This window comes from Pikeienuella piscinae (assembly GCF_011044155.1).
In the GTDB taxonomy this organism is placed as follows: domain Bacteria; phylum Pseudomonadota; class Alphaproteobacteria; order Rhodobacterales; family Rhodobacteraceae; genus Pikeienuella; species Pikeienuella piscinae.
Genome location: NZ_CP049056.1, coordinates 3,327,793 through 3,340,265, shown reverse-complemented (window position 1 = coordinate 3,340,265; position 12,473 = coordinate 3,327,793). Strand labels below are relative to the sequence as shown.

Sequence of the window (12,473 nt, the reverse complement as noted above, 5' to 3'; positions counted from 1 at the left end):
GACCATGAAGCTTCTCAGGGACGCGCTCGAATGGCTGCTCGAATGGGCCACCATTCTTCTGATGGTCGGACTGACACTGATCGTGGTGGTCGCGGTGATCTTCCGCCTTCTGGGCCAGTCGTTCAGCTGGTATGACGAGGTGGCGGTGGTCGGCCTCGCCTGGATCACTTATTACGGGGCGGCGCTGGCGGCGCTGAAACGCCGGCATATCGGTTTCGATTCAGTGCTGCTGTCGTTGCCGACAGGGTTCCGCCTCGCCGCGGCGGTGTTCGCCGAGGCGGTCACGCTCGCTTTCTTCGCGCTGCTCGCCTGGGCGGGCATGCGGGTTCTGCAGGTGCTCGCCGGCGATACGCTGGTTTCGCTCGACTGGGTCCCGGTGCAACTCACACAATCCGTGATTCCGATCGGCGCCGGTCTCTTCATCGTCGCGCAACTCCTCTCCATGCCTGGCTATCTGCGCGCGGTGCGCGCCGGCGTGTCGCTGGAGCATGCCGAAATCGACGAACCCGTCCGATGAATTCGGCGTCTGCGAAGGACCCCGCCCGATGGTGATTGCCCTCCTCCTCGTCATCCTGCTGGCGCTGATCGTCATCAATGTCCCCATCGCCGTCGCGCTGGCGGTGGCGGGCGTCGCCGGGCTTCTGCTAACCGAAGGGCCGGGCGCGCTCGTCACCGTCGCGCTCGATATGTATGACGGCTCGACCAAATTCTCGCTGATCGCGATCCCGATGTTCGTTCTCGCCGGCGCAATCATGAATGCGAGCGGCATCACCGTGCGGCTGATCAATTTCGTCTCGGCTCTGATCGGCTTCGTGCGCGGCGGGCTTGCGATGGTGAATGTCGGGGTCTCGCTGTTCTTCGCCGAGATTTCCGGCTCGGCGGTCGCAGATGTCGCGGCGCTCGGCTCGATCATGATCCCGGAAATGAAGAAACGCGGCTATCCGAAGGAGTTCGCCGCCGCGCTCACATCGTCCTCCGCCTCGCTCGCAATCATCATTCCGCCGTCCATTCCGATGATCCTCTACGCGGTGTCGGCCGGCACCTCGATCGAGCAGTTGTTCGTCGCCGGGGTCGCGCCCGGCTTGCTCGGCGCGGCGGGACTGATGGGCGTCGCCTACTATTTCGCCCGGCGCTACAATCTTCCGGTGGAGGAGGCGTTCAACCTCCGCCGCGTGCGAGAAACCTTCATCGACGCGCTGCCCACCTTTGCGTTGCCGGTGATCATCCTCGGCGGCATCTTCGGCGGCTTCGTCACCGCGACCGAGGCGGCAGGTCTCGCGGTTCTCGCCTCCATCGTCGTCGGCATCTGGTACCGCGAAGTGGATCTGCGCAAGCTCAAGTCGGCGATGCTGGACGGCGGGATGCAGACGGCCGTGGTGATGCTGCTGGTGGCCGCTTCGGTGCTGATGGGCGGGTTCCTGACCCGGGCGCAGGTGCCGCAGCAGATGGCCGCCGATCTCCTCGCCTTCACCGACAACAAGTACATCATCCTGCTGATCCTGAACATCTTCTTTCTGGTGATCGGCTTCTTCCTGCATTCTGCGGCGGCGATCATTCTCGTGGTTCCAATCGTCGTTCCGCTGATCCATGGCGCGGGAATCGATCCGGTGCATTTCGGGCTCGTGGTGACGTTGAACCTCGCCATCGGGCAGCAGACGCCGCCGGTCGCCAGCGTTCTGATCACCGCCTGCTCCATCGCCCGCGCCAATATCTGGGAGGTCTCGAAGGTCAACCTGCCCTTCATCATCGTCTTGCTGACCGTGCTGATGATATGCACCTATGTTCCCGCCATCCCGATGTTTCTCGTGGAGTATTTCTACCGATGACCCTGACGCTCGACACCGCCCGCGCCATCATTCGAAACGTGTTCGCGGAGGGCGCCGCGAGAGGCTGCAAGCCGCTCTCCGTCGTCGTCCTCGATGGCGGCGGCCATGTGATCGCGTTCGAGCGGTCCGACGGCGGCAGCCCGATGCGCTTCGCAATCGCCCATGGCAAGGCGCATGGTGCAGTCATGATGGGGATCGGCTCGCGCGCCCTCTTCCAACGGGCGGAGGCGCAGCCCTATTTCATTCAGGCGATGAACACGCTGACTGACGGCGCGCTGGTGCCGGTCCCAGGCGGTGTTCTCGTCCGTTCGAACGACGCGATCATCGGCGCCGTCGGCGTCACCGGCGACACGTCCGATGCGGACGAAGCCTGCGCTGTCGCGGCGATCACGGCAGCCGGGTTCACGCCCGATCCGGGCGGCGCGCCCGCCTGATCAGGGCGCCCGATCCCCGTTTTTACCGCCGGCCGGCGCTCGCGGGCGCGGGTTCGGCGCGCGCTTCGGTCACCCGCTCGCCCTTGTCCAATAGCACGCCCCAATCCGAGGTCCTGATATTCTTCCGGATGATCTTCGCCGGATTGCCGGCGGCGGCGCAGCCCGAGGGGACATCACTGACGACGACGCTGCCGGCGCCTATGATGCAGTGATCGCCGATCGTCACGCCCGGCATCACGATGGAATGGCAGCCAATGAAACACCTGTCGCCGATGGTGGTCGTCAGATGCGCGCGCCGGCACATGTCATGCGACAAGACCGCGCAACCGAAGGTGACATATGAGAACTCACCGATATTGATGCCTTCGGGGTGGGTCTTGTCGAGTTTCGCATTGGAGGAGATGCGCGTCCCCTCGCCAATATTCATCCCCCAGATCCTATTGTAATAGATCCGGATCGCGCGCGTCAGAAGCCGGCTTATCTGGGTTCTTATCTTCTTCGGGCTGAGAGCCGCCATATTTCAACCTTGCCGGAGCGGCGCGAGTCTCACGCCAGCCAAACAAATCCGTCCGATCTTGCGACCGACGAGCAGGAACCTGTTACGCCCGTTTCCCCTCAAGCGCAACGAAGGGCCGCGCGGCCCGAAGGCGCCGAGCCTGCGCTCCGACTACGTGTCGCGCACGGTATGTGTCGGATAGATGCCGGCCCGCGCGCAGGCGGCTTCGATATCTTCGCCCTTCAGCGCGCCATGATCCGTCACCAGAACGGTTCCGAACCCCATCCCGGCGCCGCCGAGAATGTCGGTATGGAGCGTATCGCCGACCATTGCGATCCGCTCCCGCGGCATGGCGCCGACGCGGGAGAGGACAATCTCGTAGATCGCGGGGAAAGGCTTGCCGAAGAAGTGCGGATCGACGCCGGCGGCGTCCGCGACGCGGTGGGCGAAATAGCCGGGCTCCCGCGTCATTCCACCCTCCCGCGGCGCGACGATATCCGGGTTGCCGACGAAAACCGGGCGCGGCGACGCCTGAAGCGATGCTTCCAGCAGCGCCTGACGCGCCTCCGTCCACTCGCCCGACCCCATCAGGATGAAGCCGTCGACGCGATCATAGACGACGGGATCGTCGCCGAGGAACGCAATATCCAGATGCTCCAATTCCTCCCGCCCATAGGCCGCCGGCGTCATGATCCCCCATTGGCGCTCCGGCTCGCGCTTGAGCGCGGCGAGCAGCGTCTCACGGCTGGAAACGACATCCTCGGCGGGAAATTCAAATCCCAGCCGGCGGTATCTTTCGAGAAGAACGCGCTTCGGATAGCTGGCGGCGTTCGTGACGACCATGACCCGCTTTCCGGCGGCGCGCAGCTCCAGGACGCGTTCTGGGGCCCCGGCGATGGGTGTTTCGCCGATGTTGAGCACACCGAACGCATCGAGAAGAAACACATCGTAGAGATCGATCAGCGCGGATAGCGAGCGATGCGCGGTCGGCGTCCGCACGGCGCTGGCGGCGGGCAGCCGCCCGCGCACCCCCTCATAGGCGGCGAACGCCCACGCCGCTTCATTCGGCTCGTCCATCAGATAATCGCGCCCCGAACCTTGGCGGAGACCCATTCGCTGATCACGACGGCGACAAAGATCACGATCAGGATCAGCGCCACCTGCGGCCATGCGAGCGTGTTTAGCGAGGAAGATAGCTGCAACCCGATCCCCCCGGCGCCGACAAGACCAAGCACGGTGCTCTCACGGATGTTGATGTCCCAGCGAAAAACCGAGATGCCGGCGAAAGCAGGCAGGATCTGCGGCGCCACGCCATAAGCCATCACCTGCCACCGGCTGGCGCCGGTGGCGGTGATCGCCTCGACCTGGCTTTCATCGATCTCCTCGATCGCCTCGTAAAGCAGCTTGGCGCAGAAGCCGATCGAACGGATCGAGATAGCGATGACGCCGGCGAAGACGCCAGGCCCGATGATCGCGATCAGTAGCAGCGCCCAGATCAGCGAATTGATCGATCTTGTGGAGACGATGATCAGCAGCGCGACCGGTCGGATCAGGAACCGCGAAGGCGTGGTGTTCCGCGCCGCCAGAAACGCGACCGGCACCGCCATGATCAGCGCAAAGAGCGTGCCCAGCGTGGCGATGTTGAGCGTGTCCCAGATCGGCCGCCAGAGTTGGTCGATATAGGACCAGCGCGGCGGCGTCGCGCGTGAGAGTATGTCGCCGGCGATACGCGGCGCGTCCCAGACGAAGAACCAGGTGGTGGACGCCGATATCCGGTTCCAGCAGAAGACGAAGATGGCGACGCCGATCAGCCAGCCCGCCCAGCGGATCAGGGTCTCGCCCCTCGTCCGGCGCCGCCAGGCCTGGCCGCCGCCGGGTATGCTCCTGACCGGCATTACTGCATCCTCGCGCGGATAATTCCGGAAAGATATTCGAGCGCCATGACGATGACTATGATCATGAGGAGGATCGCCGCCGCCGTATCGAACTCATAGCGGTCGAACGCGGTGTTGAGCGTCGCGCCGATGCCGCCCGCGCCGACAAGGCCGAGAATCGCGCTTTCGCGGAAATTGATGTCGATCCGGTACATCGAAAGGCCGATCAGCCGCGGCATGACCTGCGGCTGAACCCCGTAATTGATCCATTGCAGCCAGCGCGCCCCGGTGGCGCGGATCGCCTCGCCCTGGCTCCGGTCCATGGCTTCGATGTCCTCCGCGAGAAGCTTGGAGAGAAAGCCGATGGTGGCGAAGGACAGCGTGAGGAACCCGGCGAGCGGGCCGAACCCGAAGATCGCCACCAGGAGGATCGCGACGATGATTTCCTGCAGCGCGCGCGAGACCGCAACGATGCCTCGGCAAATGACATAGACCGGCAGGGGCGCGATATTACGCGCCGCGCCGAGGCCGATCGGGATGGAAATCGCGATACCGACCACGGAGGCGCCCACCGTCATCACCAGGCTTTCCACCATGCCGTCGCGGATATCGCCCCAGCGACTGACGAAATCGGGCTCCATGAAGGCCATGATGAAGGCGGCGCCCCGGTCCAGCCCTTCGTAGACGCGAGACCAGTTCACCTCCAGCGTCGCGAAGGCGGCGACCAGATAGGCGAGCCCGCCAATCGTCAGCATCCAGCGCAGCCAGGCCCGTTTGATGAAGGGCGGCTTACGCCACTTTCGCCCGATCAGCGTGTCGAGTTCGGTCGCCGCGGTCACGCCGCCTCCTCCGACTCGTCCTTCTTGATCGTCTGATGCCAGTCCTCTTCGCCGTAAATCGTCGTCAGAACCTCGGGCGTCAGTGCGTCAGGCGGGCCGTCGAACTCGATCGCGCCGGCGCGAAGGCCGATAACGCGTTGAACGAACATCTGGGCGAGCGCCACATCGTGGATATTGATGATCGCGGCAAGGTCGCGCTCCGCGCACAACTCGCAGATGAGCCGCATGATCTGGCGCGAGGTTTTCGGGTCGAGCGAGGCGGTCGGCTCATCGACGAGCAGGAGCATGGGGTCCTGAATCAGCGCGCGGCAGATCCCGACCCGCTGACGCTGCCCTCCCGAAAGCTCATCTGCGCGCTTGTCCGCCATATGCGCGAGGCCGACGCGGTCCAGCAGGCGGAACGCCTCATCGACGTCGGATTGCGGGTAGCGGCGCAGAAAGCTTCGCCAGAAACCGACATAGCCGAGCCGGCCCGAGAGCACATTCTCCATCACCGTCAGCCGCTCGACCAACGCGTATTCCTGAAAGATCATGCCCATTCGGCGCCGTTCGCGCCGGAGCGCGCCGGCGCCGAGCCGGACCAGCTCCGTATCGGCGAGCCAGACCTTGCCTTCCGTCGGCTCGACCAGCCGATTGATGCAACGGATCAGCGTAGACTTGCCGGCCCCCGACGGCCCGATCAGCGCGAGCACCTGCCCCTTCGGAACTTCCAGATCGACAGATTTCAACGCCTGGTCGCCCGTCTTGTAGGTCTTGACCAGTTTCTCAAGCCTGAGCATGCCCACGCCCCTCACAATTCGAATGCGGGTGCGGCGGCCCGATGCAGGGCCGCCGCCGGACGCGGGTTACTCGCAGGCGTAGGAGACGCCGTTGGCGGCGTCGATCTTGCGGATCACTTCCCAGAAGTCCTTGTAGTTCATCTCAAGGAACTGGCCTTCGTTCGATTTCTCGAACTCTTTCTGGAGGCTCGACCCTTCCCACTCGAAGCTGAAGAACGCGTCGTGGATCTTCTGCTGAAGCTCAGGCTTCAAGTTGTAGACCACGCCGAAGCCGGTGGTCGGGAAGGTCTGCGATTTATAGAGCGAGACGACCTGGTCCGCCTTGATCACGTCGCGAAGGATCATCCGCTCCATGACGGAATTCGCGATCGCCGCCGCCGGATAGTCCTTGTTGGCGACGCCGAGGATCGAGTTGTCGTGCTTGCCGGAGAAGACCGGCTCGAAATCGCGCTCCGCCTCCAGCCCGAAATCCGCTTTCAGGATCGCCGAAGGCGCTTTGAACCCGGAATTCGAGGTCGGCGCGGTGAAGGCCATCTTCTTTCCCTTGATGTCCTCCAGCGATTCGACGCCGGAGCCGGGATAGGTGATGATCTCCATCTCGTAGCCGAAGCCGCCATCCTCAGAGGCCATGATGGTGAACGGGTGAAAACCGGCGCAGTTCACCGCGAGCGGGTTGGAGCCGGTGTTGAACCCGGCGATATGCAGGCGGCCGGAGCGCATCGCCTCGATCTGCGCCGCATTCGACTGGACCGGGAAGAAGACCACCTCCTTGCCCGTCGCTTCCCTCAAGTGGTCGAGGAAATCCGACCACGCCTCCTTGTAGACCGCCGGGTCCTCCACCGGCGTGTAGGCGAAGATCAACGTGTCCGGATCCAGCAGCTTGCTCTCGTCGGTCGGGGTGTCGGCGACGAGATCGCCGTCCCGGTCGCAATATCTCTGGTCGAGATCGCCGCGCGGGCAATCCTCCTGCGCCGCAGCCTGCGTTGCGTAACCTAGCGCTGCGACGGCGACGATGGCCGCCGTCAGTTCCTTGAGCGTCATTCCACTCTCCCTTTTTCCATGTCGGAAGCGACGGACGGACCGTACTTCTTCTTCCATTCCTTCTTGTGACACTCATATTTCATTTTTGCGACATCGGAAATACCGGCGTTTCCGTCTCGCGATGCTCGTCCCTTCCCTTCAGTCCTTGAGGTTGTTGATCAGGCGCGTTTCCAGCAGTTGGCCGGCGCGGTGCAGGATCGGATAGGCGACGACGGCGATCTGGCTGTTGAGATCCTTGATCGCGCTCAACGTCTCCAAATGGATGTTGCTGGATTCAAAGCTGGTCGAGGTCCCGTCGCCCAACCGTTTCAGATGTTTCTTCCGGCTCGCACGCTCCTGCTGCGTCATCTCGTTCTTCTCCTCCAGAAGAAGACGCGCGCTCTCCAGGTCGTCCGAGACGAGGACATTCGCCGCAAGATCGAGATTGGCGAGCAGGCTCTCGAACATGAGCACAAGCTCACGCCGTCCGGCGGGGGAGAATCTGATCGCCTTGTCGGACTTCTTCAGCGCCAGAGGAACCAGCCGCTTCACGACGATGTCGGCGGCGGATTCGAGCGCGATGGCGTATTCGGTGAGTTCGCGCGCGCGCTTCTCCTCGTCCTTCTTCAGGTGCGCGTGCGTCATCGCGGCGGCGTAGCGGCGAACGCCGTCCAGCGCCTTGTCCACGAAATCGTCCTGCGCCGCGATCTCTGCCGCCAGCTTCTTGTCGCCGCTGTCGTAAAGCTCCATCACCGGACGCGCCATGGTCTGGGTCAGTTGCGTCATGCGCAGCACTTCGCGCTTCAAGCTGGCGAGGGCGAGTTGCGGGGTCGACAGCGCCGCTTCGTCCAGCACCGATTTCTGCTCAACGGAGACCTCGAGGCGGGCCTCGCTCTCATGCGGCATCAACCGTTCGAACGGCTTCTGGAGAAATCCGCAGAGCGGCAGTGAGATCAAGAGAAGACAGTTGAAGATGATATGGACGTTGATCACCGTCTGCGCCTCGGACACCGCGGCGATATACGGGATCGCGGGCAGGTGGTTCACACCGATAACCGCCGCGATCGCGCCCGCGCCGCGGATCGCAAGATTGGCGGCCGGGATCCGGCGCGCGGCGGTCGGCATCGCGCGTGTAAGCCAGAGCGGCAGCATCGCGCTGCCAAGATTGGCGCCGAGCACGAGAGATGCGCCGGCCATCAGCGGCAGCGCGCCCACCGCGACCAGCGTCACGCACATCAGGATCGCGGCGACGCTCGAATGCATGATGAAGGCCAGCGCCGCCCCCACGATGAAGGCGGAGACATAATCGCTTTCGAGATAGCCGGCGATCGCGGGCAGAAATTCACTTTCCCTGATCGGCTCCATCGCCTGACGGAGGAACGAGAGCGCGATCAGGATGAAGGCGATTCCGATCAATATCCGCCCGGCCTGCTTCGTCGCCCGCCGGTTCGAATTCAGGAAAAGGCCCCCGCCGAGCGCCAGAAGAACCGGCTCCAGCCATTCATATTTGAACGACAGGATCTGAATCAGCAACGCCGAGCCGAGATCGGCCCCGAGAAGCGCGGGCAGTCCAGTGGCGAAGCCGATCGCGCCCACGCTCGCGAACCCCGCGACCAGAAGCGCGACTGCGGCGGAGCTTTGCAGAATCACGGCGAGCGTCAGCCCCGCCGCGGCCGCCCGCAGCGGCCCACCCGCCGTCGTCACAATGCGCCGGAAAGACGCGCCGAACGCGCGCTCTATCCCGGTGCGGACCATCCGCACCGCGTAGAGCAGCAGCATCGTTGCGCCGAGCAGTTGCGTCAGGAACGCGAGTATCGCCATACCGTGCCTTCTTACTCCCGTCGCGGCGCCGGCTCCACCGGATCCGGGCCAGGCACGCCCTGTACGTCCGCGTCTTCATCGAAAGGACTATATTTTGTCGTCTTTTTGTAACATATTATGTCTAAATGAAAAGTGGAATGATCGTTTGGGGCATGGAAAACGCGCGAATGCTGACCAAGACCGGCCTCCGTCAAAGCCAGATCGTCGAACGGACGCGGTTCCGCAACACGGTGTCGATCGAGGAACTCGCGACCGAGTTCGGCGTTTCTATGCAGACCATCCGCCGCGACATCAATGCGCTCTGCGACGCCAATATCCTCCGTCGGCGCCATGGCGGAGCGGAATTGATGGAACACCCGGTCAACACCGCCTATGACGCACGGCGCGCGCTCAACACCGGGGCGAAGCGCGCCATCGCAAGCGCGGTGTGCGAGATGATCGAGGACGGCGCCACGATCTTCATCTCGATCGGGACGACACCGGCGATTGTGGCGCATGAATTGCACGCTTTGAAGAACCTGACCGTCGTGACCAACAACCTGAACGCCGCGATGGCGCTGACGGCCGAACGCTCGAACCGAATCATCATACCGGGCGGAGAGATCAGGCTCCCGGACCGGGACCTGCTCAGCGACGAGGCGAGCGCCGTCTTCACCCGCTACCGGGCGGATTTCGGGATATATGGAGTCGGCGGGATCGACGCCGATGGCAGCCTTCTCGACTTTCATCGCGCGGAGGTGCGCGCGCGCGAGGCGATCCGAGAGAACGCCCGGTGTTCGGTCCTCGTCGCCGACAGCTCGAAATTCGGCCGGCCGGCGCCTGCGCTCGGCGGGATGATCGACGACGCGGATCACGTCGTGATCGAAGCGCGCCCCGAAGCGGACTACGCGCATATTCTGGAGCGACTCGGCGAGCGGCTTCGCATCACGGAAGAGATTGTGACATGAACGCCTCTCCCTTCCTTTCGCTCGACGGCGTCTCGAAGCGCTGGAACGATCAACTCGGCGTGGAGGACATCAATCTCAGCGTTCCGGAGGGCGACTTTGTCGCGCTGCTCGGCCCATCCGGCTGCGGCAAGTCGACGACGCTCAGGCTTATCGCCGGACTGGAGACGCCGGATCAGGGCGCCGTTTCGATCGGCGGCGCGGACGTCACCGCCAGCCCTGCGTCGAAGCGCAACCTTTCGATGGTGTTCCAGTCCTACGCTCTATTTCCGCATCTCGACGTCGCCGAAAATATTCTCTTCGGGCTCAAGGTGCGGCGCACCCCGCGCCCGGAGCAAAAGGTAAAGCTGGCGCGGGCGTTGAAAATGACCGGGCTCGAGGGGCTGGAGCAACGCAAGCCGGGTGAAATTTCCGGCGGCCAGCGCCAGCGGGTCGCCCTCGCCCGCGCCATCGTCGCCGGGCACCCGCTTTGCCTGATGGACGAGCCGCTCTCGAATCTCGACGCCAAGCTCCGGCATTCGGTCCGCCGGGACATCAAGCGCATTCAACGCGAACTTGGCATGACCGTGCTCTACGTCACGCATGATCAGACCGAAGCGATGAGCATGGCCGACATCGTCGTTCTCATGAAAGATGGGCGGATCGAACAGGCGGGGCGGCCGGCCGAACTCTACAACGAGCCCGCCAGCACTTTTGTCGCCAGCTTCGTCGGCAGCCCGCCGATGGCGTTGATCGAAGCGGAGGCCCTGCCCCGCCTCGCCGACGGCCGCTCCGTCATCTTCGGCGTCCGGCCGGAGGATCTCAGTATCGTCGAACCGGGCGAGGGCGCGCTCAAGGCCACGGTGACCGAATGCGAGTACATGGGAGCCGAGACCTTCCTTTCCTTCGCGCATCCGAACGCCAATGGTCTGACTGTCCGCATCGCAGGCGAAGCGACGCGGCCCGCCGGCGAAACGGTCGAGCTGTCGTTCCCGAAGGACCGGCTCCATGTATTCGACCGCGAAACCGGCAGGCGAATCGCGGGAACCGCGCAAAATCCTCCCGCGACGGGCCGCAAGAGCCCGCGTGGGCCGATCGCTGAAGAGCGTGACACTGAAACTCTCGATGAACTCCCATTTGACCCAACTGACAGGGGAACCCCATGACAACGCTGAATCTCAAATCGGTTCTGCTCGCGGGCGGGATCGCGGCGCTCGCGGCGCCGGCCTTCGCGAAGACCGAACTCACCATGTACTACCCGATCGCCGTCGGCGGCGCACTGACCGAGGTGGTGGACGGGATCGTCGCCGATTTCGAGGCGGAGAACCCCGATATCGACGTCACCGCGATCTACGCGGGCAATTATGACGACACCCGCGTGCGCGCGCTTTCGGCCATCGGTTCGGGCGAGCCGGCGCAGCTGGCGGTCATGTTCTCGATCGACGCCTATGACCTGATCGAGCAGGATCTGATCATCCCCTTCGATGACGTGATCTCTTCAGACGAGGAGAAGGCCTGGCTGAATGGCTTCTACCCGGCGCTGATGGCGAACGGTCAGATCGAGGGCAAGACCTGGGGCGTGCCGTTCCAGCGCTCCACAATCGTCGCCTATTACAACAAGGACATGTTCGAAGCCGCCGGACTCGACCCGGATCATCCGCCGGAGACCTGGGACGAGATGGTGGAGATGGGCAAAGCGCTCACCAAGAATGGGGCCTACGGCCTCATGATCCCGTCCACCGGCTATCCCTACTGGATGTTCCAGGCGCTGGCGATCCAGAACGGCAAGGAGCTGATGTCTTCTGACGGGCTTCACACCTATTTCGACGACCCGGCGGTGATCGAGACGCTGGAGTTCTGGAAAGGGCTTTCCGTCGATCACAAGATCATGCCCGAGGGCACCGTCGAGTGGGGCACGCTGCGCCAGGCCTTCCTCGAAGGGCAGACGGCGATGATGTGGCATTCGACCGGCAATCTCACCGCGGTCAAGAATGAGGCGAATTTCGACTTCGGTGTCGCCACCCTGCCCGGGAATGTGCGCAAGGGCTCCCCGACCGGCGGCGGCAATTTCTATCTCTTCAAGAATTCGACTGATGAGGAGAAAGCCGCGGCGCTTAAGCTGATCCGCTTCATGACCTCGCCGGAGCAGGCCGCGGAATGGTCGATCGCCACTGGCTACATGGGCGTCAGCCCGGCGGCCTACGAGACGGACGCGCTGAAGGCCTATACGGCGGAGTTCCCGCCGGCGCTGGTCGCGCGCGACCAACTCGAGGACGCGGTGGCCGAGTTCTCGACCTTCGAGACGGCGCGGGTCCGCGACGGCCTCAACAACGCCATCCAGTCCGCCCTGACCGGCGCGAAGGAACCCGCCGATGCGCTGGGCGAGGCTCAGGCCGCCGCCGAGCGCCTGTTGAAGCCCTATCGCTGACGGGCGACGGATTGACGGGGCGCCCTCGGGCGC

Annotated in this window: 13 protein-coding genes; 6 read left to right on the top strand and 7 right to left on the bottom strand. The window is 63.9% G+C overall.

Translation table 11 applies throughout. The annotated features are described in order from the left end of the window. Positions 1-4: 4 nt before the first annotated feature. From G5B40_RS15905 to G5B40_RS15895, 3 genes are read left to right on the top strand one after another with little or no spacing between them, the layout of a single operon-like run. Complete coding sequence (locus G5B40_RS15905) at positions 5-517, top strand: TRAP transporter small permease (protein ID WP_165100521.1); 513 nt, start codon at positions 5-7, stop codon at positions 515-517. Positions 518-545: 28 nt separating this feature from the next. After that, positions 546-1,826, top strand: coding sequence for a TRAP transporter large permease (locus tag G5B40_RS15900; protein ID WP_165100520.1), 1,281 nt, complete (start codon positions 546-548; stop codon positions 1,824-1,826). After that, on the top strand, positions 1,823-2,260 hold the full coding sequence (locus tag G5B40_RS15895) for a GlcG/HbpS family heme-binding protein (RefSeq protein ID WP_165100519.1): 438 nt from the start codon (positions 1,823-1,825) through the stop codon (positions 2,258-2,260). The genes G5B40_RS15900 and G5B40_RS15895 overlap by 4 nt, the downstream gene beginning before the upstream one ends. A 22-nt stretch (positions 2,261-2,282) precedes the next feature. On the opposite strand, the gene G5B40_RS15890 is transcribed toward G5B40_RS15895, so the two are convergent. The 7 genes from G5B40_RS15890 to G5B40_RS15860 form a co-directional block, all read right to left on the bottom strand. Beyond that, positions 2,283-2,777: an acyltransferase gene (locus G5B40_RS15890; protein WP_165100518.1), complete on the bottom strand. Its 495-nt coding sequence runs from the start codon at positions 2,775-2,777 to the stop codon at positions 2,283-2,285. A gap of 150 nt (positions 2,778-2,927) precedes the next feature. Then, positions 2,928-3,833 (bottom strand): HAD-IIA family hydrolase, encoded by a 906-nt coding sequence (locus tag G5B40_RS15885; RefSeq protein WP_165100517.1) that lies wholly within the window; start codon positions 3,831-3,833, stop codon positions 2,928-2,930. Continuing rightward, positions 3,833-4,651: a phosphonate ABC transporter, permease protein PhnE gene (phnE, locus tag G5B40_RS15880; RefSeq protein ID WP_165100516.1), complete on the bottom strand. Its 819-nt coding sequence runs from the start codon at positions 4,649-4,651 to the stop codon at positions 3,833-3,835. Before phnE (G5B40_RS15880) ends, G5B40_RS15885 begins: the two co-directional genes overlap by 1 nt. Next, entirely contained in the window at positions 4,651-5,469 is an 819-nt protein-coding gene (gene phnE / locus G5B40_RS15875; protein ID WP_165100515.1) for a phosphonate ABC transporter, permease protein PhnE, read from the bottom strand. Before phnE (G5B40_RS15875) ends, phnE (G5B40_RS15880) begins: the two co-directional genes overlap by 1 nt. Next, on the bottom strand, positions 5,466-6,248 hold the full coding sequence (gene phnC, locus G5B40_RS15870; RefSeq protein WP_165100514.1) for a phosphonate ABC transporter ATP-binding protein: 783 nt from the start codon (positions 6,246-6,248) through the stop codon (positions 5,466-5,468). Before phnC ends, phnE (G5B40_RS15875) begins: the two co-directional genes overlap by 4 nt. 66 nt (positions 6,249-6,314) lie before the next feature. Beyond that, complete coding sequence (phnD, locus tag G5B40_RS15865; RefSeq protein ID WP_165100513.1) at positions 6,315-7,289, bottom strand: phosphate/phosphite/phosphonate ABC transporter substrate-binding protein; 975 nt, start codon at positions 7,287-7,289, stop codon at positions 6,315-6,317. A 138-nt stretch (positions 7,290-7,427) separates the two neighbouring features. Next, positions 7,428-9,089 (bottom strand): Na/Pi cotransporter family protein, encoded by a 1,662-nt coding sequence (locus tag G5B40_RS15860; RefSeq protein WP_165100512.1) that lies wholly within the window; start codon positions 9,087-9,089, stop codon positions 7,428-7,430. A gap of 167 nt (positions 9,090-9,256) precedes the next feature. On the opposite strand from G5B40_RS15860, the gene G5B40_RS15855 reads away from it, so the two are divergent. Genes G5B40_RS15855 through G5B40_RS15845 form a run of 3 tightly spaced genes read left to right on the top strand, consistent with a single transcriptional unit; the run spans position 9,257 to position 12,440 of the window. Then, entirely contained in the window at positions 9,257-10,036 is a 780-nt protein-coding gene (locus tag G5B40_RS15855) for a DeoR/GlpR family DNA-binding transcription regulator (protein ID WP_211907350.1), read from the top strand. Beyond that, on the top strand, positions 10,033-11,178 hold the full coding sequence (locus G5B40_RS15850) for an ABC transporter ATP-binding protein (RefSeq protein ID WP_165100511.1): 1,146 nt from the start codon (positions 10,033-10,035) through the stop codon (positions 11,176-11,178). Before G5B40_RS15855 ends, G5B40_RS15850 begins: the two co-directional genes overlap by 4 nt. Beyond that, on the top strand, positions 11,175-12,440 hold the full coding sequence (locus G5B40_RS15845) for an ABC transporter substrate-binding protein (RefSeq protein ID WP_165100509.1): 1,266 nt from the start codon (positions 11,175-11,177) through the stop codon (positions 12,438-12,440). The genes G5B40_RS15850 and G5B40_RS15845 overlap by 4 nt, the downstream gene beginning before the upstream one ends. Positions 12,441-12,473: the final 33 nt, after the last annotated feature.

Excerpts from the sequence above, each read along its gene's own strand:
- G5B40_RS15905 (WP_165100521.1), top strand. The coding sequence starts at position 5 with ATGAAGCTTCTCAGGGACGCGCTCGAATGGCTGCTCGAATGGGCCACC.
- G5B40_RS15900 (WP_165100520.1), top strand. The coding sequence starts at position 546 with ATGGTGATTGCCCTCCTCCTCGTCATCCTGCTGGCGCTGATCGTCATC.
- G5B40_RS15895 (WP_165100519.1), top strand. The coding sequence starts at position 1,823 with ATGACCCTGACGCTCGACACCGCCCGCGCCATCATTCGAAACGTGTTC.
- G5B40_RS15890 (WP_165100518.1), bottom strand. The coding sequence starts at position 2,777 with ATGGCGGCTCTCAGCCCGAAGAAGATAAGAACCCAGATAAGCCGGCTT.
- G5B40_RS15885 (WP_165100517.1), bottom strand. The coding sequence starts at position 3,833 with ATGGACGAGCCGAATGAAGCGGCGTGGGCGTTCGCCGCCTATGAGGGG.
- phnE (WP_165100516.1), bottom strand. The coding sequence starts at position 4,651 with ATGCCGGTCAGGAGCATACCCGGCGGCGGCCAGGCCTGGCGGCGCCGG.
- phnC (WP_165100514.1), bottom strand. The coding sequence starts at position 6,248 with ATGCTCAGGCTTGAGAAACTGGTCAAGACCTACAAGACGGGCGACCAG.
- phnD (WP_165100513.1), bottom strand. The coding sequence starts at position 7,289 with ATGACGCTCAAGGAACTGACGGCGGCCATCGTCGCCGTCGCAGCGCTA.
- G5B40_RS15860 (WP_165100512.1), bottom strand. The coding sequence starts at position 9,089 with ATGGCGATACTCGCGTTCCTGACGCAACTGCTCGGCGCAACGATGCTG.
- G5B40_RS15855 (WP_211907350.1), top strand. The coding sequence starts at position 9,257 with ATGCTGACCAAGACCGGCCTCCGTCAAAGCCAGATCGTCGAACGGACG.
- G5B40_RS15850 (WP_165100511.1), top strand. The coding sequence starts at position 10,033 with ATGAACGCCTCTCCCTTCCTTTCGCTCGACGGCGTCTCGAAGCGCTGG.
- G5B40_RS15845 (WP_165100509.1), top strand. The coding sequence starts at position 11,175 with ATGACAACGCTGAATCTCAAATCGGTTCTGCTCGCGGGCGGGATCGCG.